Annotated in this window: 23 protein-coding genes; 20 read left to right on the top strand and 3 right to left on the bottom strand. The window is 45.9% G+C overall.

Annotated features, from left to right (window positions below; translation table 11 throughout):
* From AC27IJ_RS04700 to AC27IJ_RS04625, 16 genes are all read left to right on the top strand, one after another.
* Positions 1-1,287, top strand: coding sequence for a nitrogenase component 1 (locus AC27IJ_RS04700; protein WP_487147707.1), 1,287 nt, complete (start codon positions 1-3; stop codon positions 1,285-1,287).
* A gap of 28 nt (positions 1,288-1,315) precedes the next feature.
* Complete coding sequence (nifH, locus tag AC27IJ_RS04695; RefSeq protein ID WP_312441804.1) at positions 1,316-2,164, top strand: nitrogenase iron protein; 849 nt, start codon at positions 1,316-1,318, stop codon at positions 2,162-2,164.
* Between the two features lie 32 nt (positions 2,165-2,196).
* Positions 2,197-3,186 carry a PLP-dependent cysteine synthase family protein gene (locus AC27IJ_RS04690; RefSeq protein WP_313258649.1) on the top strand — a complete coding sequence of 330 codons (990 nt, stop codon included), beginning with the start codon at positions 2,197-2,199 and terminating at the stop codon, positions 3,184-3,186.
* 20 nt (positions 3,187-3,206) lie between these two features.
* Positions 3,207-4,670 (top strand): nitrogenase component 1, encoded by a 1,464-nt coding sequence (locus tag AC27IJ_RS04685; RefSeq protein WP_312441806.1) that lies wholly within the window; start codon positions 3,207-3,209, stop codon positions 4,668-4,670.
* A complete protein-coding gene (locus tag AC27IJ_RS04680; protein ID WP_487147703.1) occupies positions 4,670-5,968 on the top strand; it encodes a nitrogenase component 1 in 1,299 nt (432 codons plus the stop codon). Before AC27IJ_RS04685 ends, AC27IJ_RS04680 begins: the two co-directional genes overlap by 1 nt.
* Positions 5,969-5,994: 26 nt before the next feature.
* Complete coding sequence (locus AC27IJ_RS04675) at positions 5,995-6,426, top strand: NifB/NifX family molybdenum-iron cluster-binding protein (protein ID WP_487147701.1); 432 nt, start codon at positions 5,995-5,997, stop codon at positions 6,424-6,426.
* Entirely contained in the window at positions 6,426-7,256 is an 831-nt protein-coding gene (locus tag AC27IJ_RS04670; RefSeq protein ID WP_487147699.1) for a transporter substrate-binding domain-containing protein, read from the top strand. The genes AC27IJ_RS04675 and AC27IJ_RS04670 overlap by 1 nt, the downstream gene beginning before the upstream one ends.
* Before the next feature lie 4 nt (positions 7,257-7,260).
* Entirely contained in the window at positions 7,261-7,962 is a 702-nt protein-coding gene (locus AC27IJ_RS04665; protein ID WP_313258653.1) for an amino acid ABC transporter permease, read from the top strand.
* Positions 7,959-8,669: an amino acid ABC transporter permease gene (locus AC27IJ_RS04660; protein WP_313258655.1), complete on the top strand. Its 711-nt coding sequence runs from the start codon at positions 7,959-7,961 to the stop codon at positions 8,667-8,669. Before AC27IJ_RS04665 ends, AC27IJ_RS04660 begins: the two co-directional genes overlap by 4 nt.
* Positions 8,662-9,417, top strand: a complete 756-nt coding sequence (locus AC27IJ_RS04655; protein ID WP_312441814.1) for an amino acid ABC transporter ATP-binding protein — start codon at positions 8,662-8,664, stop codon at positions 9,415-9,417. The genes AC27IJ_RS04660 and AC27IJ_RS04655 overlap by 8 nt, the downstream gene beginning before the upstream one ends.
* A 375-nt stretch (positions 9,418-9,792) precedes the next feature.
* Positions 9,793-11,616 (top strand): BglG family transcription antiterminator, encoded by a 1,824-nt coding sequence (locus tag AC27IJ_RS04650; protein WP_487147696.1) that lies wholly within the window; start codon positions 9,793-9,795, stop codon positions 11,614-11,616.
* Between the two features lie 153 nt (positions 11,617-11,769).
* Positions 11,770-12,576 (top strand): PTS mannose/fructose/sorbose/N-acetylgalactosamine transporter subunit IIC, encoded by an 807-nt coding sequence (locus AC27IJ_RS04645; RefSeq protein ID WP_312502097.1) that lies wholly within the window; start codon positions 11,770-11,772, stop codon positions 12,574-12,576.
* A complete protein-coding gene (locus tag AC27IJ_RS04640; RefSeq protein ID WP_312441818.1) occupies positions 12,573-13,448 on the top strand; it encodes a PTS system mannose/fructose/sorbose family transporter subunit IID in 876 nt (291 codons plus the stop codon). The genes AC27IJ_RS04645 and AC27IJ_RS04640 overlap by 4 nt, the downstream gene beginning before the upstream one ends.
* Positions 13,449-13,503: 55 nt before the next feature.
* Complete coding sequence (locus AC27IJ_RS04635) at positions 13,504-13,947, top strand: PTS sugar transporter subunit IIA (protein ID WP_313258660.1); 444 nt, start codon at positions 13,504-13,506, stop codon at positions 13,945-13,947.
* On the top strand, positions 13,922-14,407 hold the full coding sequence (locus AC27IJ_RS04630) for a PTS sugar transporter subunit IIB (RefSeq protein ID WP_312502100.1): 486 nt from the start codon (positions 13,922-13,924) through the stop codon (positions 14,405-14,407). Before AC27IJ_RS04635 ends, AC27IJ_RS04630 begins: the two co-directional genes overlap by 26 nt.
* A gap of 4 nt (positions 14,408-14,411) precedes the next feature.
* Positions 14,412-15,476: a tyrosine-protein phosphatase gene (locus tag AC27IJ_RS04625; protein ID WP_312502102.1), complete on the top strand. Its 1,065-nt coding sequence runs from the start codon at positions 14,412-14,414 to the stop codon at positions 15,474-15,476.
* Between the two features lie 113 nt (positions 15,477-15,589).
* Here AC27IJ_RS04625 and pdaA read toward each other — a convergent pair whose 3' ends face one another.
* Together pdaA and arcC are read right to left on the bottom strand one after the other, a co-directional pair.
* Complete coding sequence (gene pdaA, locus AC27IJ_RS04620) at positions 15,590-16,366, bottom strand: delta-lactam-biosynthetic de-N-acetylase (RefSeq protein WP_312441924.1); 777 nt, start codon at positions 16,364-16,366, stop codon at positions 15,590-15,592.
* Positions 16,367-16,506: 140 nt separating this feature from the next.
* On the bottom strand, positions 16,507-17,445 hold the full coding sequence (gene arcC / locus AC27IJ_RS04615; protein WP_487147689.1) for a carbamate kinase: 939 nt from the start codon (positions 17,443-17,445) through the stop codon (positions 16,507-16,509).
* 213 nt (positions 17,446-17,658) lie between these two features.
* Here arcC and AC27IJ_RS04610 point away from each other — a divergent pair, with 213 nt between their 5' ends.
* Together AC27IJ_RS04610 and AC27IJ_RS04605 are read left to right on the top strand one after the other, a co-directional pair.
* Entirely contained in the window at positions 17,659-18,402 is a 744-nt protein-coding gene (locus tag AC27IJ_RS04610) for a CPBP family intramembrane glutamic endopeptidase (RefSeq protein ID WP_312502106.1), read from the top strand.
* On the top strand, positions 18,399-19,418 hold the full coding sequence (locus AC27IJ_RS04605; protein ID WP_312441828.1) for a glycosyltransferase family 2 protein: 1,020 nt from the start codon (positions 18,399-18,401) through the stop codon (positions 19,416-19,418). The genes AC27IJ_RS04610 and AC27IJ_RS04605 overlap by 4 nt, the downstream gene beginning before the upstream one ends.
* 63 nt (positions 19,419-19,481) lie before the next feature.
* Here AC27IJ_RS04605 and AC27IJ_RS04600 read toward each other — a convergent pair whose 3' ends face one another.
* Complete coding sequence (locus tag AC27IJ_RS04600; RefSeq protein WP_312502107.1) at positions 19,482-20,138, bottom strand: phosphatase PAP2 family protein; 657 nt, start codon at positions 20,136-20,138, stop codon at positions 19,482-19,484.
* A 274-nt stretch (positions 20,139-20,412) separates the two neighbouring features.
* Between AC27IJ_RS04600 and AC27IJ_RS04595 the strand changes: the two genes are divergently transcribed.
* The gene (locus tag AC27IJ_RS04595; RefSeq protein WP_312441832.1) at positions 20,413-20,892 is read left to right on the top strand and encodes a COG2426 family protein; all 480 of its coding nucleotides are present in this window, start codon (positions 20,413-20,415) and stop codon (positions 20,890-20,892) included.
* Positions 20,893-20,916: 24 nt separating this feature from the next.
* A complete protein-coding gene (locus tag AC27IJ_RS04590) occupies positions 20,917-21,603 on the top strand; it encodes an NUDIX hydrolase (protein ID WP_312441834.1) in 687 nt (228 codons plus the stop codon).
* Positions 21,604-21,679: the final 76 nt, after the last annotated feature.

Genomic DNA, 21,679 nt, shown 5'->3' with positions numbered 1-21,679 from the left:
ATGTCGGAAATAATTGAAAACCCCAGGGGAGGCTGTGTCCTGGCCGGAATTAATTCCGTACTTGGGGCCATTGACCGGGTATGCCCTGTTTATCATGCGGGGCCTGGATGCTGTATGCAGTCAACGGCATCCGACCAGGGGCAGTCAGGCAATAAGAATTCCAGCTTTGTAAGCAGTGTCTCCATCCCTTCTACCAACATGCTGGAGCGGGAAGTGGTTTTCGGAGGGACGAAAAAGCTTCAGTCAACCATTCAGGGAGCCTTGGACATCATTGATGCGGATGCATACTTCATCCTTACGGGCTGTACGGCAGGAATCATCGGGGATGACATTAAAAGCATTGGGGAAGGGTTTAAGAAAAAGGGATACCCGGTCTACCCCATTGATACCCCTGGATTTGCCGGAGACAGCAACTTAGGGTATGAAGTGGTCTGGAATGCCATGATCGACCAGGTGATAGAAGAAGGGGGCCCAAAGGAAGAAGGGCTTGTAAACGTATTTGGGATCATTCCCTACCACGATCCCTTTTGGAGCGGGAACTTAGAGGAGATCGCAAGGCTGTTAAAAAAGCTTGGATTAAGGGTAAATACCTTTTTTACGGAACACCAGGGAATTGAAACCATCAGGAAATCCTCCGGCGCGGCCTTAAACCTTATCATTCATCCCTGGATATTTAAAGGGCCTGCCGGAAGGTTTGAAGAAAAATTTGGGGTTCCCTTTCTCCGGTATCCCGGCCTGCCCATCGGAGCCAGTGATACCAGACGGTTTATCCTTGAAGTGGCTCATGCCTTAAAGCTGGATGACAGGTTGGTTAACAGGGTGATAGAGGAAGAGGAGGATTATGTGTATCACTATCTGGCACAGGCTATCGGCGCCCTAAGCTGGAAAAAGTTCGCCGTGGTCGGGGACGCGTCAAGTGCCGTGGGAATCACCCGGTATCTTGCCAATGATTATAGCTTTACTCCTGTGCTGGTGGTCATATCAGAACCGGTATTCCGGCAGGAAGACAAAGACAGGATCTTAAGAGAGCTTACTGATCTGGAATATGCAAGGCCGCCTAAGGTGGTTTTCAGTCCAGACCAGCATGAAATAAATAAAGCTCTTTTGGATGAGGAGGATATTACCCTTATCATAGGCAGCAGCAATGAGGAGGAAATCAGTTCCCTTAAGGAGGTGCAGTGCATTGCAGCGGCATTTCCCATAAAGGACCGGCTGATTTTTAACAGGGCCTATGCGGGCTACAGAGGAAGCCTGACTTTGATTGAAGACTTATACGACAATTTATAATGAGAATCAGAAAGAGAGGATTTTATCAATGGGACAAATCAGACAGATAGCCATTTATGGGAAGGGAGGAATCGGAAAATCCACCACAACCCAAAACCTGACGGCAGGGCTGGTGGAGCTGGGAAAAAAGGTCATGGTTGTGGGGTGTGATCCAAAGGCGGATTCCACCAGGCTGCTGCTAGGCGGTCTGGCGCAGAAAACGGTTCTTGATACTTTGCGGGAAGAGGGGGACGGCGTAAAGCTGGACCGCATCCTGAAGGAAGGCTATAAGGGAACCAGGTGTGTGGAATCAGGAGGCCCGGAGCCGGGAGTAGGCTGTGCAGGCAGAGGTATCATCACTTCCATAGGACTTCTTGAAAATCTGGGTGCTTATACCGAAGATCTTGATTATGTGTTTTATGACGTATTGGGCGATGTGGTCTGCGGAGGATTTGCCATGCCCATCCGGGAAGGAAAGGCCAAAGAAATCTACATTGTGGCAAGCGGGGAGATGATGGCCTTATATGCGGCTAATAACATTGCAAAAGGCGTCAAACGGTATGCAAAGACCGGAGGGGTGAGGATTGGGGGAATCATCTGCAACAGCCGGAACGTAGACCGGGAGCTGGATTTACTCCGCGCCTTTTCAAAAGAGCTTGGGACCAAGCTTCTCTACTACGTTCCAAGGGATAACATTGTGCAGCATGCGGAGATCAACCGCAAAACAGTCATTGAATACAAACCCGATTCCAGCCAGGCAAATGAATACCGGAATCTTGCCCAGGCAATCATCGACAATCAGGATTTCACCATTCCCACTCCCATGGACCAGGAACGGCTGGAAGAAATTCTTTTTGAATTCGGACTCATGAACATCAATGACGATTATAAGATCTAAGCACAAAGGGTGCTGGATCAAGGAGGGCATGAATGAGTAATATTCATAAATCAATCACGGAACTCATAGGAAAAACGCCTCTTTTGGAGCTGGAAAATTATGAAAGAAAACACGGTCTGGAAGCGAAAATCATAGCAAAGCTTGAGTATTTCAATCCAAACCAGAGCGTAAAAGACAGGATCGCACTTGCCATGATCGATGATGCGGAAAAAAAGGGACTCTTAAAGCCGGGATATACCATCGTGGAAACCACCAGCGGAAATACGGGGATCGGCATGGCAGCAATCGCGGCAGCCAGAGGATATTCCTTCCGGGTATATGTCCAGGACAATGTCAGTGAGGAGCGGTTTAAGAACATCAGAGCTTTTGGCGGAGAAGCCATCAGACTTTCTGAGGTACCGGAGGTCCAGGCGGTGTTAGATGAAACGGCCGGAGATTTTGTAGCGGCTGTCAGAACCTTAAAGGAGAAGGTGCTTTCAAAGGAAAAAAATATCTTTTTTGTTAATCAGATCGAAAATCCGGCAAATCCTTCCGTTCATGAGGCGACAACAGGGCCGGAGATCTGGGCGGATACGGAGGGAAAGGTGGATATTTTAGTGGCCTGCGTCGGCACAGGAGGAACCATATCGGGAGCAGGAAGGTACTTAAAAAGTAAAAATAAAAATATTAAGATCGTAGCCATACAGCCGGGGCCAGGTTCCCTGCCCAATGAGACCGATCCGCTGCCCCCGGATATCACAGGGGTCCATCCCTTTGAAGGGGTGCCCGCAGAACGGATTCCCCATACCATGGATTTAAGCATTTACGATGAAAAATATGAGGTGGAAACCTATCAGGCATGTGAAGCTGCAAAGGAAGTGGCAAGGACGGACGGGATTTTAGTGGGGACCTCATCCGGAGCCGCCATTTTCGCAGCAACCCAGGTGGCAAAAAGAACGGAAAACAAAGGAAAGAATCTTGTAGTTATTTTAGCGGATACCGGTCTCCGGTACCTGTCCACGAAGCTTTTTGAAGAAGCTTAGTCAAAGTTTGGAGGTTAAACATGGCAATTAATTTATCAAATTCAAATCTGGCCACCAGGGAGAACCGGTTAGGCTCCATAACCGGATACGTCGGAGACTTACATGATCTTGCCAGCCAGAGCAAGTGCGGCAGCTTAAAGGGCTGCGGACGCTGTTTTTCCCAGTCAAGCACCTGCCTTTCCGGCTGTGCCCTCGGCCAGCTTGGAGGGATCCGGGATGTGGCGGTCATCCACCACGGTCCTTCCGGGTGCTCGGCCACGGCCAGCTCTCAGTACATCATTACCAATCAGGTGGCTGCTAAAAGAGGAGTCGTAAACAAATCCGTCTACATTGGCACGGATATGAATGAGAATGATACTATTTTCGGTTCCACAGAAGCGCTGGCGGATATCATTGTGGAGGTCAACCGGCGTTACCAGCCAAAGGCAATTTTTGTCAGCAGCTCCTGTGCGACGGGGATCATCGGAGAGGACATTGACAGCGTGGTGGATGATGTGAAGGATCAGATCCCGGTGCCTGTCATAGCCGTTCACTGCGAAGGCTTTAAATCACGGATTTGGGCGACTGGGTTTGATATATCCGATCATGCGGTCTTAAGCGGAATCGTAAAGCCGCCCGAGCAGAAAAGAAAAACCGTTAATTTTAAAAACTTTTTCGAAAGCGCCAGAAATGAAATCATTGAAATGTTTAAGAATTTTGATTTAGAACCCATTTTTTTATATGCCAACGCAACGGTGGAAGAACTGGAACATATATCAGAATCCGCGGCGACAACGTGCATCTGCGGAGTTCTTGGAAATTATCTGGGCAACGGCTTAGAAGAGCTGTATGGTGTTCCCTATATCAGGACCGTCAATCCCTTAGGGATCGTCGGATTTGAGACCTGGCTTAGGGAAATCGGAAGGGTGACCGGCAAGCAGCCGGAGGTGGAGAATTACATAGAAGAACAGAGAAAAATCTATATTCCCCAGATTGAAGCGGTGAAGAAAGAATTAAAGGGATTAAAAGCGGTACTCGGAATGGGGCCGGGCTACACCTTTGAGGTGACGAGAGTTTTAAACGAACTGGGAATCGAAGTGGTTTGGGCGCTGGCTTGGCATTATGACAAGAAATACGAAAACGGGGATGTTCCCCCCGCCATGAGTTATCTTCTTGACAACGATATCAATTTTGAAACCAGCGTGGCGGACCAGCAGAACTTTGAGGTGATGAACATCTTAAACAAATACCGTCCTGATTTATACCTTTCCCGCCATCCCGGCTCTACGGTATGGGCCATTAAACAGGGGACGCCGGCAGTCTATGTGGCGGACGAATACATGATATTCGGATATAAGCATACGCTGGAGTTCGCTCATACGGTTTTAGATACGATACGGAACCGGAGCTTTGAACAGAATCTTGCAAAAAGAGTGAAGCTGCCTTACACAGACTGGTGGTATAAGCAGGATGTGGGAAGCTTCTTAGAGGAGGCGATTGGCTGATGGCGAAGATCTTAGACAAACAGAGATATAAATGCGCGATGAGCGCCATGCAGACCGTTCAGGCGATTGAACGGGCGATTCCGGTCCTCCATTCCGGTCCGGGCTGTGCCCAGAAGCTTTCCAATTCCTCGGGCAGCTCCGGCTATTTTTCACCCAACATCTATCCCTGCACCAGCATCAACGAAAGGGATGTTGTGTTCGGAGGCGTTAAAAAGCTTGAGTCAACCATCAAACACTCCCTGGATGTCATTGATGCCGATTTATATGTGGTGTTGACCGGCTGTATCCCGGAGATCGTGGGTGACAACACCGAAGAAGTGGTGGAGGGGTTCCGGGATGCCAAAAAACCGGTAATCTATGCATCCACCGCAGGCTTTAAGGGCAACAACTACAAAGGCCATGAGCAAGTGGTGGATGCAATCATTGACCAGCTTTTGGAACGGTCAGATATCCGGGTGAAAAAACTGGTGAATATCTGGGCAGATGTGCCTTATCAGGATGAATTCTGGCTGGGAAATTTAAGAGAGCTTGAAAAGCTGTTAGGGGAGCTGGGCCTTACGCCGAACACCATATTTGGCTATCAAAGGGGATTAAGTAACGTAAAGAGGATACCGGAAGCCGAATTTAACTTACTGGTGTCTCCGTGGGTCGGGCTTAATAACATGAAGAACATGGAGAAGAAGCTTGGAATTCCTTATCTTCACTATCCAACCCTCCCCATCGGGGCCTTTGAAACCAGTAAATTCCTTCGGGAAGTGGGTGGGTTCGCAGGAGTGCCAAAGGAGAAGATTGAAAGCCTTATTGCTGAGAAAGAGGCTTATTATTACTATTACATCGAACGCTATGCGGATCTGTTCCTGGAGACCAGAGTCATGTCAAAGCAGTTTACGGTTGTGTCAGATGCCCAATATGCCCTTGGCATTACGAAGTTCCTGGTCAATGACCTGGGTTTATTTCCTGCAAAGCAGTTCGTGACGGATGATACCCCAAGAGAATTCCGGGATAAGGTCTGTTCTTATTTTAAGGAGCTGAATTTTGGTATAGAAGCAGAAGTGAGCTTTGAGACCGATGGCTATAAGATCCACAATGAGATCAAAGCCCATGATTATCATGGATATCCCCTGATCCTTGGAGGTCATTGGGAGAAAGAGATTGCAAAACAGACGGATGCCCATTTCCTTAATGTATCCTGGCCGGTCAATGAAAGACTGGTCATGAACAGCTATTATGCAGGATATGACGGAGGCTTAAAACTGATCGAAGACATCTATTCCGTTGCCAGAACAAGATTCAATTGACAGGCAGGTTCCATGGAGGGAGTATTATGCCATATAAAATTGCGGTTGCATCTTCTGATGGTGTGAATATTGATATGAATTTTGGGTCAGCCCATGAATTTTTCATCTATGAAGTGGGAGAAAGAGGGGAGTGTGCCCTTTTGGAAATAAGAGAAGCCGTAAAAGAAGCCGGGGAGCCTTCCGCCTGTAAGGACGGGTGTAAAGGAGGGGGCTGCGAAGGCTCCCGGGAAAACCATCCCAAGGTGGATTTCATAGCAGACTGCCGTTGCGTCATTTGCAAAAAGATCGGCTTCCACATTCAGAAACAGCTTGAGAAAAAGGCGGTCAGCACCTTTGATGTGGAAGGAAAAATTGAAGACATATTGGAGAAAATCACATGGTATTTTCACCGGGTGGACCACCATCAGACACTTCGGGGGATGGCGAATGTAACATTAAAAGGAAAGGAAGGGAAGTAATGATGAATCGATGGATAAAAAAGTTCGCTTTGGAAGCGGTTCTGACAGCATTGGGGGCGGCAATGCTGACAGGATGCGGCAAAAAGACGGCGGCCGCAGATAGCGGGGTCACAAAAGTGGTGGTAGGAACCGGTAATGCCTATGCGCCTTATTGCTATCTGGATGAGAAAGGAGATCTTGCCGGGTATGAGTATGAGGTTTTAAGGGCAGTGGATGAGCTGCTTCCCCAGTATGAATTTGAATATCAGACCTCTGATTTTGCCAATGTTCTGATTTCCCTTGATGCGGGCAAGATTGATCTTGCAGCCCATCAATACGAGTGGAACAAGGAAAGAGATGAAAAGTATTTATTTGGAAAAGAACCATATACCACCTATGTGACCTACCTTGCCGTAACAAGTGACCGGACGGATATTAAGTCCCTGGATGATCTTAAGGGCCGGAAGGTAAAAAGTTCCACCGGGTCAAATTCCGTGTATATCCTGGAGAATTATAATAAAGACCATCCGGATAATACCATAAAGATTGATTACGTGAACAATTCAACCGATGAAGAGACTGTTACAGGCCTTGTAAACGGAGTCTGGGATGCCACCATCCTGACAAAGCGGGATACGGAAAAGCTGAATCAAAACTATGGAGGCGGCAAGGATGTCTTAAAGGTGACGGGAGAGCCGGTCCAGTCTTCATCCACATACTTTGTATTTGCAAAAGACAATACCAGGTTGCAGGAGGCAGTGGATGGAGCAGTAAAGCAATTAAAGGAAAGCGGAAAGCTTGCACAGATATCAAAGGATGTAATCGGCGGGGATTATACGGAAAGCGAGTAATGGTATGGATAAACTGTTTGGCTGGGAGCGGTTCTTTGAAAATATTCCTAAAATTCTTCCGTATTTATCAGTGACCTTTTGGATTGTGGTTTATGCCACGGTATTCGGAGTGCTTCTTGCCGCCTTCATTGTTCTGGCAGAGCTCAAAAAAATACCGGTCCTGTATTCGTTTTTTAAGGTGTATGTCTCATTTATGAGAGGAACCCCCATGCTGGTGCAGTTGATGATTATTTATTACGGGATACCGGCCCTTATTGATCCTGTTTTCGGTACCAACATCAACCGGGGATGGAGTGCGGTAACGTTTGCTTATATCACCTTTATCTTAAATCAGGGAGCATTTCTTTCTGCCATATTTTACGGCGCAATCACATCCATTCCCTATGGGCAGACAGAGGCGGGCTTAAGCGTGGGACTTACGGAGTTTCAGACCTTTCGAAAGATCCTTTTGCCTCAGATGGTGAGGGTTGCCCTGCCGGCTTTTGGTTCTGATCTGGTGGGCCTGTTTCAAAATTCCTCTCTTGTATTTCTTATTGGCGTTACCGATATCATGGGGAGGGCCAAATCCATCGGCGCGGCCACAAAACACGTACTGGAAGCCTATGTGTTTGTGGTGATTATCTATATTGTTATCAGTTTAACAATCCGGCTTCTTTTTTATTACCTGAATACAAAACTGGAGTATGGGAGAGAAGGAGTAGAATGAATTTCAATACAGCTCATTTTTATGAAAGCTTTATTTATGGTATTAAGTATTTTCCCAATACCCTGAAGCTTGTGTTCATTCCACTGGCCATTGGCCTGACCCTGGGAACGGTGACTGCGCTGGTCAGGGTCTATAAAGTGCCTGTTCTCTATAAGCTTCTTGGGATTTTTGTCACCGTATATCAGGGCGTTCCCATTGTGGTGGCTCTGATGATATACAACCTGGTTTTCATGCTCAAATTCAATGACCTGGCGGGATTTTTACATATTAAAACAAAAGCCGCTGACGTAGATAATATTTGGGTAGGAATTTTTGCTCTGAGCCTTACTGCGGTTTGTTCCATATCAGAGGGAGTCCGGGGAGCCCTGATGTCTATTGATAAGGGGCAGGATGAAGCCGGGTACTCCGTAGGTCTTACAAAGGTCCAGACCATCAGAAGGATCATTATCCCCCAGATGATCCCGGCGGCGATTCCCACCCTGATCAATCATGTGGTAGGCTTAATTAAGGCCTCTTCCGTAGTCATGGCCATCGGCATTATTGAAATTGTGGCAGGAGCCACCATTCCAAGCTCCCGGACGTATTCCTTTTTTGAAGGATATGTGGCGGCCGCAGTCATATACTGGGCATTTACCATTATGATCGAATACCTGGCAAAGGTTTTAAGACGCCATACAGGTAAATTTAGGAGGAATCCATATGATTGAAGTGAAGAATGTAAAAAAGGCCTTTGGAAAGCAGCAGGTCCTAAAGGATGTTTCTGTGGAGGTGGAGGATGGCCAGGTGGTTGTTGTCCTTGGCCCCAGCGGATCGGGAAAAACCACATTGCTGCGATGCATTAATTTCCTGGAAAATGCGGACAGCGGGCAGCTTGCCATCGGGGATACCCACGTGGACTTAAAAAAAGCCACCAAAAAGCAGATCCTGGAGATCAGAAGGAAAACGGCCTTTGTTTTTCAAAATTACAATCTTTTTGCTAATAAAACGGCATTGGAAAATGTGATAGAAGGCCTTGTTACGGCAAGGCGTATTCCCAGGGAGGAAGCCATGAAACGGGGGAAGGAAGCCCTTGACTGGGTGGGACTGGGGGAGAAATATCATTTTTATCCTTGCCAGCTTTCCGGCGGGCAGCAGCAGCGGGTGGGCATTGCCAGAGCATTTGTCTTAAATCCAGAAGTGATTTTATTTGACGAACCCACTTCTGCTCTGGATCCGGAGCTGGTGGGAGAAACTCTTGATATCATTAAGAAAGTGGCTGGAAGAGGAATTACGATGATTGTGGTGACACATGAAATGTCCTTTGCCCAGGATGTTGCGAACAAAGTGATCTTTATGGATGAAGGGGTTGTTGTGGAAGAGGGAAGTCCGGAAGAGATTTTTTCAAATCCGAAAGAAGAAAGAACCAGACAATTTTTATCAAGGATCATTTCCCTGGAGTCCAACTACTCTATATAGCGGGTATTACAGAGAAAAAACATGAAGCGTAACTCCGGAAATTGAAATGGGGTTGGGAGTGGAGAGGATAATAGGTCTTTCCGAAAAATAAAATAAGTAATTGTTAGTTGCCGGAATGGATGATAAAATTAATACAGGCAGGTTTTGGTTTATGTAATTGTTTGGGTTTGATCGCTTAACAATATACGATAAATCCAAAATCTGCCTTGTTTATGTTATGCGGCGGCCAGAGAACAAAGGAATGCCGGCGTCGGACAAAAGGATGGGAAGGAGAGTTTTGGCCCATATAAAAAGGTCATCCTCTACGGTGGGTTTATGCTTGATTGTAATTTCAAAGAAATCAGCGTTCTAAATATGCTATTGGAGAACGTTTACGTGGAAAATGAGAAGATCATGGAACTGTTTGGGATCTCCCTGCGCACAGTACAAATAGATATTGCGGCCTTAAATGACAAGCTGAAACATCATGATAAATCAAATGTCAGGATACGCAATCAGAGGGGAAAGGGATATTATCTGGAGTATCCCACCGAAAGTATGGCCTGGATCCAGGAGCTTAAGCGTTCCTGCTATGGCTACCTGGATCTTTCTTTAAACCGGCTTCTGGGCCGGAAGGAAAGAGTACAGCATATCATCCGCTGTCTTTTATCCTCAACCGGCGGTGTGAAAGCAGAAGAGCTGGCCGGCAAGCTTAACGTCAGCACCGCGACCCTGAATAAGGATATGAGGGCCGTGAGAAAATACCTGCTGCTTTATCAGATACAGATCGATTCAATTCCATATCACGGGATGAAGGTGACAGGAGAAGAACTTGCCATCCGTTCCTGTCTCATTGATTTTTGTGATATTTATAATTATTCAGAACAAAGCATCTTTCTTATTCACTGTTTAAAAGAGTACGGCATTGCCATGGATGATATCAGGAAAAATATTGTAAGGGTGAAGCAGGTCTTATATGATACCGGGTACCGGTTGTCTGACAATGGATTTAACAGGCTGGTCCTTTACCTGGCAGTTTTGCCCATAAGAACAGGCTACGGGCAGAGGAAGATACAGGATTTTCCGCTCCAAATGAAAGAAACGAAGGAATTTTCCCTTGCACAAAGAATTCTGGGAGAAGGCCGGGAGCCTGTGGAATATTATTATCTGGCAGTTTTTCTTTTAAGCAGCCGGGAGTTGTTTGAGGAGAGCGCAGCCGGAGATTATGAAAAAATAGTGCCGGAGGGGCTGGATACCTATAAAAGGGTCATAAAATTTTTAAAGGACAGTATTTTTTTGGATCTGGCTCCTTATAAAGAGGTCAGCGGCTACCTTCTCCTGTTCTTTTACAAATGGCAGCTAAGGAACCAGTTTGGCATCGTGGAGCTGGAATTTCCCTACTCCATAAAATGCAGGACCAACCGGATGATATCCTCTCAGGCTCTGGCAATTTATATTTACAATGAGCTTCCCGGCCAGAGAACGGATGAAATACAGGACATGATGTATTATGAGCTGGTTAATCTAATCTATAATCTTGTATACCATATCCGGAACCAGTATGCTCCCACCAATATCATCTTAATCAATGAAATGGGAAAGACAGCCGATCCCACGGTCATAAGAAGGCTGAGGCTTAATATGGAGGAACTGAATGTTCATTTTCATTCCCATTATTTGTACGAAACCGGAGAGCTGGATTATTCAAAATATGATTATGTCTTTTTACCGGAGGGTATGAAGTTCAAGCCGGATCATTTTCCAATCCCCACCTACCAGTATGACTTTTTTAATAAAGTTTCCTATGATCTCTGGGCCAAGGTGATCGCAAAGAAGAGAAAGGTGGGGGCTATATTAAAATACTTAGAATCTCCGGTGATTGTTCCATTGGAATGCGGGAAAGAACATCTGGCGGAAGCCATCGGGGAATTTTTCTGGTCGGAAAACATAGTTCCCGGCTATACGAAGCTGGGGTTTCATAAACTGATGCACAGCGCTTTTTACCATACGGATTATGTGGCAAGGGAAAAGAAAAAGTACATCAATATTTTTATTGGAACCGAAGTTTGCCGCCAGTATTATATCTTCCGGCTGCCTAAAGAAATTCTTCTAAGCGAAGTGCCGGTTAAGGAAATCCATTTCATCCTACTGGATCTTAGGAAAGGGCTGGTAGAGATCAAGAACGGAGATTCCGAACTGCGCCACTATTTAGATGATTGAACTTCAAAAAGGGCTGCCTTTCCCTATCTTTTTGCGCATTAGGGCGCAAATACTTCCTGCTAAATTTATGCGCATTCGGCGATGAAAGAAGACGTTGAGGTAATGGGAGTTTTGTGATATTTTTTGTATATCAAATAAAGGGGGTATACAATTATGTCAATTTGGCAGGCGCTGCTTATAGCGGTATGGGCCGGATACTGTTCGTTTGACGATCAGGGCCCGCAAATGCTCCGAAGACCTTTGCTCGTAGGTCCGTTAGTGGGAATCATATTAGGGGATGTCAAGACAGGGCTGATCATTTCCGCAACGCTGGAACTGATGTGGATGGGGCTTGGAAATATGGCCGGTTACAAGACACCGGACATGATTATCGGAACCATCGTTGGAACGACCATTTCCATCACGAGCACAGGGGCAACGGCAGAGGGGATCGCGGCAGGGGTGGCTGCGGCTACGACGGTTGCGGTTTTGTCCCAGCAGCTTCTTTTGATTTTTGACTTCGTCCGCCAGTTCTTTGCAGTATGGGCTGACCGGCTGGCGCTGACAGGGGATTTTGACAGCATTTTACTGGTGAATTATGTGGCGATTGCATTCCAGTTCATGCTCCGTGCGGTTCCAACGTTTTTGGTGGTTTATTTTTCACAAGGGGTCGTGGATAAGGTTTTAAATGTTATTCCCGGCAATATTTTAAAGGGGTTAAGCACTGCCTCCGGAATATTGCCTGCAGTCGGTTTATCCATTCTGATGACGATGATGATGAAAGGCTTTATGTGGCCTTTCCTGATTTTCGGTTTCGTGGTGTCTACTTACCTTGGACTTGGGATTTTGCCGGTAACCCTGCTTTCTCTGGCATTTGCAATGCTGTATTCCGTCATGATGGAAATAAAGGACCGTCAGAATGAAAAACCGGTGACTGTTTCAGCTGGCGCAGATGACGAGGATGGAGGTTATGACTTATGAGTGCTGGGAAGGAAAGAGCGGTGGGATTAAATGATCCCAATACGCAGGCAAAAGGAAGTTACATAAAAATAACCCGTAAGGATTTAAACGCGGTCTATTGGCGTCTGCAGATTTTCGGCCTTGGGATCACCGTGACATCAAGCAATGCCCAGGCCATTGGATTTATTACCGCATTGGCGCCGGTATTAAAAAAGGTTTATAAAGATGCGGATAAGAAGGCCCGGGTAGAGGCCATGCAAAGGCATCTTGCTTATTTCCTCTCTCAAAACACGGCTACGGGCATGATCCTTGGAATCACCGCGGCCATTGAGGAAACAACAGAGCTGGACGAAAAAGAAGCGGTGGTTGCGGTAAAAGCGGGCATGATGGGACCTTTGGCAGGAATCGGCGACAGCGTATTTAAAATCACCATTCAGGCTATTGCAGGAAGCATCGGTGCGGCCTATGCGCTGCAGGGTAATCTCATCGGCCCCATCCTGATGTTCCTGATTTATAACGGCATTAATATTGGTGTTAAATATTTCGGAACCATCATGGGATATGAAAAAGGGATCGAATTTGTTCAGAGCGGGGAGCAGGCAAAGGTAATCCAGAAAATCATAAATATTTCCACTATGGTAGGCGTGATCGTGCTGGGAGCGCTCATAGGAAATTATGTGAAGATCAATGTGGGGACGGAAATCGTCATCAATGAGACCGTTGTAAACATTCAGGCTCTTTTAGATGGGATCCTGCCGAAGCTGCTTCCCCTTTTGTTCACCATCGGGCTTTATAAACTTCACAGCCGGATGCCGAGAAAGTATCTGATCCTGCTCATCTTTGGAATTTTGATCATTGGAACAGTGCTTGCTATGGCCGGTATTCTGGTTTAGTCAAATACCAGACTCATTGTTTGCAAAAATAAAAAACAGGGGAGAAAAAATAGATATGGGAATTCGCATGATTCTGGCAAGCCATGGCCTGTATGCACAGGAGGCTTTAAATACCGCCGGACTGATTATCGGGGATATTGCAAACTATGTGGATGTCATCTCCGTGACGGCTGATAAAAGCTATGACCAGTGTCTGAAGGAGCTGCTTGATTTATATGCTTCCTATGAAGACAAAGGAGCAGGCGTTTTAATCTTAACGGATATTTACGGAGGGACACCGGCCAAGGTTGCTGCTTATCTGGCCTTAACAGAACCTGATATCCTGGTGTATTCCGGGTTTAGCATGCCGGTGTTAATGGAGCTGTTTATTGCGCAGCCGGAGACATTGGAAGAAGCGGGCGGCATTATTGAAAGGGCCTATGAGATGGGCCTGGTACGCATGAACGATAAGCTGATAGAAGAGGGGGAACAAGATGGCGATCAAATGGATTCGTATTGATGACCGGTTGATTCACGGTCAGGTAGCAACTTCCTGGTTAAGCCACATCGGAGCAGAGCAGGTCATCTGCGTCAGTGATGCCGCTGTGGAAAATCCTGTGCAGGTACAGGTACTGAAAATGGCGGCGCCTGCCTATACGGTCCACGTGTTCGGCGTGGATAAGTTTATCCGGGTATATGCCAATAACCCCATCAAGAAAAACACATTTCTGATTATGGGAAGCTTTAGTGACGCTTTAAGGCTGAAAGGGGGAGGCGTACCCATTGACCACATTAATTTCGGAGGCATGAGGACGGCTCCGGAAAGAACCATATCCTATGACCATATCATCTGCTTTTCCCCAAAGGAAGAGGAAGATTTTAATAAACTGGCGGATATGGGGGTTAGGATCGAATATCAGGTTGCGGCCTATGATGCTCCTGTGGATATGAAAAAGAAAATTGAACAGCTTAAGAGGTAGTGCCATGGAGATAAAATACATTGAGGCCTTTCCTCTGGATAACGGCAAAACAGAATTAAACATTGTTTCGGATGGAGAGACTTTGGAGGAATATCATCTATACTGGACTTATGAAAAGGATCCCTTTACCAAAAACCGCAGTTTTCTCCTGTCATCCAGAGAAAAAAGGCTGACGTTTCATGCCGCACCTGAAAAAAGAAAACCGATTTATTTTATTACTGAATGGAAGGACCAGGCTCCTATGCTGTTTGGATACCGGATCCTTCCGGTGGACGGAATGTATAACCTGCGGGACATGGGAGGGTATATAACCGAATCGGGAAGAAGAATAAAATGGGGAGTAGGATACCGTTCCGATTATTTCGCTTTTCTGGAAGACTCAGGACTGGAATATGTAAAAAACCTGGGAATCAAAACCATCATCGATTATAGAAATGAAGAAGAAATAAAAAGAAGCCCTAACCGGAATCTTGGAGACGGGGTGACCACTTACTTCTGCGACCCCAATGCCCATACGGCCATGGTGGCAGGACTCCTTCACAATAATGAGAACCTTACAAGGAATGAGGCCATAGTAAAACAGGCTAAAATTGCGGTAGAGGAAAAACCCAATGCCGGAGATTTGAGGATGATACAGCAGCAGTTGAATTTTGTCATGTCGGATGAAAGCCGGAAAGCTTTTGGAAACAGTTTGAGGATCCTGGCCCGTCGGTCAAATAATCCAAGCGTCCAGCATTGCAGGGGAGGAAAAGACAGGACCGGATTCGGGGCCATGATTTTACAGGGAATCTTAGGCGTTCCTAAAGATCTTATGATCCATGACTATATGCTTACAAAAAGAGCGAGAGCGGAAAAAAATGTCCGCTATTATCAAAGATACTTAGAGCTTGCTAAGGATGAACGGGTGGCTGATTACCTGTTTTCCCTCTTTGATACAAAGCCGGAGTATATCGAAGCCTCCATTGATAAAATCCTTGAAGATTTCGGCTCGGTCAGAGAGTATGCAAAAGCGGCGTTATCCCTTGATGACAGCATGATCAGCCAATTGGAGGATATATTCCTGGAATGATAAATGGGGATTTCTGCAACATAAAAAATGAGCTTTGAAGGTGGTGCTACACCACCATTCAAGACTCATTTTTTTATCCTATATTAGGTTATGCCGGAGGGGAGATGGCCCCGCTACTCAGCTGCCAGCTGATCTAAGGATTTGAACTGATAGCCCATTTCCTCCCATTTGGTCAGCAATTCATCAAGAATTTGGGCATTGGTGCTGGAGGTGCTGTGCAGAAGCACAATGGCGCCGGGATGGATCCTTCCCAAAAGCTTTTTAAAGGCTTCTTCCTTAGTGGGCTGCTTATCCTGATACCAGTCAACGTAGGCAAGGCTCCAGAAAAAGGTTTTGTAACCCATATCCTTTGCCATTTGTAAATTGGCCTCACTGTATTTTCCCTGAGGCGGGCGGTAGTATTGTTTCATGGGCTGTCCGGTGGTCTGTTCAAAAAGGACCTCTAAATCCTTAAGCTCTTTTTCAAATGCTTCTTTTGAAGACATCTTAGACATATCCGGATGATGATAGGTATGATTGCCTACGGTATGGCCTTCCTCGATCATTCGCTTTATAAGCTCCGGAGCAGTCTCTATGTAATTTCCTACCACAAAAAAGGTAGCCGGGGCATTATGCTTCTTTAATGCATCCAGTATGGCTGCGGTATTTCCGTTTTCGTATCCGGCATCAAAGGTCAGATAAAGTACTTTATCCGGGGTTTTTTCAGCATAATAGGCATTAAACTGTTTTAAATAGTCCATGGTAGCATTGGCTACCGGCGGCTGCCCTTCCTGCTGGAAGCTTAACCCCCAATTTCCATCCGCCGCAGTCTCCACTGCTTTGTGGTGCTCTACCAGCATGGCTCCAAGGTGACCGGCCAGAAAGGCGCAGAGGAAAAGCAGGAATACCATAACTGCCTTCTTTCCTGTTTCAGAGGGGGAAGAAAGCTTTCTGATTTTTTCTGCAATCTTAAATTTTTGCAAAAATTTCATGTATAAAGCTCCGTTATATTACATTTGCTTCAATATATGAAGCGTCTGCCCGTCCATATTCAAAAAGGTTGCATTACCGTACCTGCTTTTCCTTCCAGGCTTGCTTTGGCTTTATTGAGAGATGTAATGATGGCCTTCCGGTTTTCGCCGTGCCGGAGAAAATCCAGGGATGCTTCAATCTTCGGAAGCATGGAGCCTGATTCAAACTGTCCTTCCTGAATGTAGCCTTCTGCCTCCTCCAGGTTCATCTGGCTGATGGGGCGCTCATCAGGCGTTCCGAAATTTAAGGTGACATTGTCAACGTTAGTAAGGATCATGAGAACATCGGCATCGATTTCCTTTGCCAGAAGCCCGGCTGCCCGGTCCTTTTCAATGACAGCGCTGGCGCCTTTTAAGCGGTATCCCTGTTCCATAACCGGAATGCCGCCTCCACCGCAGGCGATGACGATCTGGTCTGCATCCATAACAGCCTTAATGATGTCGATTTCCACAATGGATACAGGTTTTGGAGAAGCCACGACTCTGCGGAAGCCCTTTTCAGGCACTTCTTCCACATAATTTCCCTTTTCCTCCTCCTCTTTTGCATCTTCTGCCGACATAAAGCGTCCCACAGGCTTCATGGGGGTGTAGAAGGCCTCATCATAAGGGTTTACCATCATCTGAGTCAAAATGGTTGCAGCAGATTTGCAGATGCCGCGTTTCACTAACTCTGCGCGTATGCCGTTTTGCAGGTCATAGCCAATGTAACCCTGGCTCATGGCAGAGCATACGGACATGGGCGCAGAAGTATAGCCGTCGTGAAGTTTTCCGAATTCATTCATAGCTGTGTGGATCATGCCCACCTGGGGGGCATTGCTGTGAGTGACTGCAACCTGCCAGCCGGCTTCAATAAAATCTGCGATAACCTTAGCGGTCTCAGCAACCGCTTTTTTCTGTTCTGGAAGATTTGTTCCTAAAGCATGGTGCCCTAAAGCCAGTACAATACGTTTTTTTGCCATATCAGTTACCTCTCAGTTCCGTATAGTTTGATCAAAAAGTATAAAGATATTATATTATCAGACAATAAAAAAATCAACAAATTTCAGAAGATGGGATCTTGGGAAAGGATAGAAGCGGTTCTTTAGAAAGAATTAAAAAAATTTTGGTAGATATCCTGTAATCAAATGGTATAATGTTTAGGAAGATACAGAAAATGAAAGGACACAGTATTTATGATATCAATCATCCTGCATCTGATCCTTCCCATGTTTTTTTATACAGCCGTGACGACTGCTTTGTTTTTGTATTTAAACTTAGGCCCTTTGGAAGCCACTGCCTTATCCGCTATTTTGGTCTCTCCCTTGCTTTATTATTTTTATTTTGCAGATCAGAGGCGCCGTGGATACCCTTCTTTCTTAAGACTTAAGCTTCACGGCTGCCTGATCTATATTTTAATATTTGGAGCGGCTTTGTGCGTGCTTGGGAATTATATGGTAGAAGTGCTGGGGCTGGCTGAGAGGTCCGTGTCCTATAAGGAGGCAGAAGATAGCCTGTACTCGGCGGCTCTTTCCGTACAGCTTCTGGCTTCCGGATTTTTGATCCCTTTTGCAGAGGAGATCATTTTCCGGGGACTGGCATTTGCCCCGCTGAGGGAAAAGTTTCCTTTTTGGCTGTCTGCGGTTCTGTCCGCGGCGTTATTCGGACTTTACCATGGAAATCTTCCTCAGGGAGTTTATGCCTTTCTCATTGGTCTGGCTGTTGCCTGGCTGTATGAGGTTTCAGGAACCTTGCTGGCTCCCTATCTATTTCACGTATCAGCCAATTTGCTGTCGCTTAGCATCATGAATACAGAGCGTTTGAATACTTTGTTCCGTACAGACCGAAAGCCGGTTTTGGCGGCCGTATCTGCGGCTGTGTCTGTTATTTGTGCGATTCGGATTTATCAGAAAAACAACTTAAAGGAGGATATTTTGTGAAGCTTTTATCTGTAGCAATTCCATGTTACAACTCTGAGGCCTATATGAGGCACTGCATTGACTCCCTGCTGCCGGGAGGTGACGAGGTCGAGATTCTCATTGTGGATGACGGGTCCACCAAGGATCATACGGCAGAAATCGCTGATGAATATGAAAGAAATTATCCGGAAATCTGCCGGGCGATCCACCAGGAGAACGGCGGCCATGGCGAGGCAGTTAATGCCGGATTAAAAAATGCCACCGGAATTTATTTTAAAGTGGTGGACAGCGATGACTGGGTAGATGAGTCTGCTTATAAGGAAATTCTGGACACGTTGCGGCGCTTTGTCTATGGGGAACAGACCCTGGATATGCTGATCAGCAATTTTGTCTATGAAAAGCAGGGGGCAAACAGGAAAAAAGTCATGAATTACCGCACAGCCCTTCCAAAGAATGAGATATTCAACTGGGATGACGTCAAGGTGTTCCTGCTGGGGCATTATATTCTCATGCATTCGGTGATTTACCGTACAGAGCTTCTAAAGCAATGCGGACTGGAACTTCCCAGTCACACATTTTATGTGGATAATATATTTGTGTACCAGCCGCTGCCTCACGTAAAAACCATGTATTATTTAGATGTGAATTTTTACCGGTACTTTATCGGAAGGGATGATCAGTCGGTAAACGAATCCATTATGATCGGCCGCATTGACCAGCAGATCAAGGTGACAAAGCTGATGCTTGGCTATTACGATGTGATGAAGATCAAGCAGCGCAAGCTGCGTTATTATATGGTGCGGTATTTGGAGATCATGATGACCATATCCTCCATCCTTGCGATCAAGTCGGATAATGATGAAAATATGGAGAAGAAAAAGGAACTGTGGCAATACCTCCGCAAGCAGAATTTGCCGTTGTTCCTAAGGCTTAGATTTGGTTTTATGGGACAGGGGGTTAACCTCCCCGGAAAGGGTGGAAGGAAATTTCCTATTGCCATCTATAAGATGACCCGGAGATTTTTCGGTTTCAACTAGAATATTGCCTGGCTGTAAAAACAAATATCCCCTGCACCAATCAAAGGTGTCAGGGGATTTATTTTAGCTGATGGCTTTTTCGGAAACCTTTTCCCTTGTGGGAACATAAGAGTCAGAGTATACAAAGTGGTACATGACATAAGCCATAACCAGTGAGCCAAGACCGTCAAAGGCGGAATGCTGTTTTAAGAAAACAGTTGCAAGGCTGATGGAAATCATCAGCACCAGGGAACCGGTCCTTAAAAAAGGGTATTTCCTTAAGCGTTTACTGTGAAGGACTGCAATATGAACACAAATGGAGTTATAAACATGGATGCTGGGGAATACATTGGTACAAGTATCCGCGGAATAAAGAAGCGCCACAATATCCGAGCAGATATTTTTTCCGGGATCAATCACAGGGCGGAAATCCGTACCGTTGGGGAATACGGTGCAGATCACCAGACTGATGGTCATCCCTGTAAACAACATGGTGCACAGCCTGTAATAATCTTTTACGCTGGTAAAGAAAAAATACAAAATAGCGGCAGCTATATATGCAAACCATAAAAGATATGGAATAATGAAATATTCACTAAAAGGAATCAGGTCGTCTAAAGCAACATGCATAATATAGTAGTGGTTTGTCACCGTCTTTTCCAGGTATAAAAACCACGGTATATAGATAAAGGCGTAACTGAGAATCCAGACATGCCTGTACCTGTAAAGCAGATTTTTCATATAAGTCATCTTTCTCCGTTCTGGTGGTTGGTATCATGATTATCAACTTTGGAGGATTATATCATACTCGTTTTGCCAGTACAATAGTATTTAACAAATGTTAATATTTATTTCAGAGAAGATTAAGCTTAGGATTAGCTTTAGCTGCCGGCATGCCTTAATCCTCCTTTTCCCAGATCCCTATGGAAAATATAATCTTTTTATAAAATGGTTGATAGACGGTCAATCTTTGTGTATAGTATAAAGGCAGACTTTTACACGAAAGGAATGGAATATGTTACAAAAATATATGACCGTTTTCTTTATCTCCATGGTTCCGCTGATAGAGCTTCGCGGAGCAATTCCATATGCAACAGTGATGGGGCTTCCGCTTTTCCAGTCATATATCGTTGCGATTCTTGGAAATATGCTTCCGGTACCTATTATATACCTTTTTGCGAGAAAGGTTCTCGAATGGGGAGCGGATAAGCCGTTGATCGGCGGCTTTTTTTCCTGGTGCCTGGAAAAAGGAAAACGAGGCGGCGAAAAACTGCAGGCGAAAGCTGGACAGGGGTTGTTTATTGCGCTTTTGTTATTTGTGGGAGTTCCCCTTCCGGGAACGGGTGCCTGGACCGGCACTTTGGCAGCCAGCCTGCTTGATATTGATTTTAAATCCAGTATTTTAGCCGTGATGGGAGGCGTCTTAGTGGCAGGGGTTATTATGGGACTTGCCAGTGCAGGAGTTTTAGGGGCGCTTCAGTCCGTGATATTCTAAGATTCTGGTAGGAAGAAGGGCAGAATGGAACGAAGGAATGAAGAGGGATTAACGGAAAAAGAGTTTCTTTTACAGTATCGCCCGGGGAATTATGAACGCCCGTCGGTGACCGTGGATATGCTGATTTTTGCGGTGGATGAGGAGGAGACGGAAACAGAAATTCTGCTCATCAAGCGAAAAAATCATCCCTGCATCGGACAGTGGGCAATTCCGGGAGGTTTTGTAAATGTGGATGAATCCCTGGAGACCGCAGCAGCCAGAGAGCTTGAAGAAGAGACTGGGTTAAAAGGTATTTGCATGGAACAGCTATATTCATGGGGGAATGTGAAGCGTGATCCCAGGACAAGAGTCATCTCAGTATCCTATATGGCTGCAGTGCCGAAGGATCAGCTGACTCCAGAGGCCGGAGATGACGCCGCAGAGGCCCGCTGGTTCCAGGTAAAGAAAAAGAAACTCTCTGAACTGGAAAATGGAGCCACCTATGCACTTACTATCGAAAATGAAGAAGAACATATTTTTATGAGCTATCGGATTACCGAAACCTATGAGCGTCAGGGATTGATGTGGAAAAAGGAGACGGAGATCGATCTTTTACCGGCCATTGACGTGCTGGATCAGGAAAAGCTGGCATTTGACCACGCTGAGATCTTAAATGTGGCAATGGACAGGTTGGAAGAATTAGAAAAAGAATACAGAGAGCAGATTTTTTAGCAGATCACACCGCCTGGGCAGGGCGGTGTTTTTTGCGCGGGCAATGAGCTAAACGAATCTGTAAGAAAATTTTAAT

The organism is Lacrimispora sp. YZC11, from assembly GCF_057543815.1.
This window is presented reverse-complemented; position numbering and strand designations above follow the sequence as displayed.

Bases quoted from the DNA above. Each gene is read 5' to 3' on its own strand.
- AC27IJ_RS04700 (WP_487147707.1), top strand. From the start codon at position 1: ATGTCGGAAATAATTGAAAACCCCAGGGGAGGCTGTGTCCTGGCCGGA.
- nifH (WP_312441804.1), top strand. From the start codon at position 1,316: ATGGGACAAATCAGACAGATAGCCATTTATGGGAAGGGAGGAATCGGA.
- AC27IJ_RS04690 (WP_313258649.1), top strand. From the start codon at position 2,197: ATGAGTAATATTCATAAATCAATCACGGAACTCATAGGAAAAACGCCT.
- AC27IJ_RS04685 (WP_312441806.1), top strand. From the start codon at position 3,207: ATGGCAATTAATTTATCAAATTCAAATCTGGCCACCAGGGAGAACCGG.
- AC27IJ_RS04680 (WP_487147703.1), top strand. From the start codon at position 4,670: ATGGCGAAGATCTTAGACAAACAGAGATATAAATGCGCGATGAGCGCC.
- AC27IJ_RS04675 (WP_487147701.1), top strand. From the start codon at position 5,995: ATGCCATATAAAATTGCGGTTGCATCTTCTGATGGTGTGAATATTGAT.
- AC27IJ_RS04670 (WP_487147699.1), top strand. From the start codon at position 6,426: ATGATGAATCGATGGATAAAAAAGTTCGCTTTGGAAGCGGTTCTGACA.
- AC27IJ_RS04665 (WP_313258653.1), top strand. From the start codon at position 7,261: ATGGATAAACTGTTTGGCTGGGAGCGGTTCTTTGAAAATATTCCTAAA.
- AC27IJ_RS04660 (WP_313258655.1), top strand. From the start codon at position 7,959: ATGAATTTCAATACAGCTCATTTTTATGAAAGCTTTATTTATGGTATT.
- AC27IJ_RS04655 (WP_312441814.1), top strand. From the start codon at position 8,662: ATGATTGAAGTGAAGAATGTAAAAAAGGCCTTTGGAAAGCAGCAGGTC.
- AC27IJ_RS04645 (WP_312502097.1), top strand. From the start codon at position 11,770: ATGTCAATTTGGCAGGCGCTGCTTATAGCGGTATGGGCCGGATACTGT.
- AC27IJ_RS04640 (WP_312441818.1), top strand. From the start codon at position 12,573: ATGAGTGCTGGGAAGGAAAGAGCGGTGGGATTAAATGATCCCAATACG.
- AC27IJ_RS04635 (WP_313258660.1), top strand. From the start codon at position 13,504: ATGGGAATTCGCATGATTCTGGCAAGCCATGGCCTGTATGCACAGGAG.
- AC27IJ_RS04630 (WP_312502100.1), top strand. From the start codon at position 13,922: ATGGCGATCAAATGGATTCGTATTGATGACCGGTTGATTCACGGTCAG.
- AC27IJ_RS04625 (WP_312502102.1), top strand. From the start codon at position 14,412: ATGGAGATAAAATACATTGAGGCCTTTCCTCTGGATAACGGCAAAACA.
- pdaA (WP_312441924.1), bottom strand. From the start codon at position 16,366: ATGGTATTCCTGCTTTTCCTCTGCGCCTTTCTGGCCGGTCACCTTGGA.
- arcC (WP_487147689.1), bottom strand. From the start codon at position 17,445: ATGGCAAAAAAACGTATTGTACTGGCTTTAGGGCACCATGCTTTAGGA.
- AC27IJ_RS04610 (WP_312502106.1), top strand. From the start codon at position 17,659: ATGATATCAATCATCCTGCATCTGATCCTTCCCATGTTTTTTTATACA.
- AC27IJ_RS04600 (WP_312502107.1), bottom strand. From the start codon at position 20,138: ATGAAAAATCTGCTTTACAGGTACAGGCATGTCTGGATTCTCAGTTAC.
- AC27IJ_RS04595 (WP_312441832.1), top strand. From the start codon at position 20,413: ATGTTACAAAAATATATGACCGTTTTCTTTATCTCCATGGTTCCGCTG.
- AC27IJ_RS04590 (WP_312441834.1), top strand. From the start codon at position 20,917: ATGGAACGAAGGAATGAAGAGGGATTAACGGAAAAAGAGTTTCTTTTA.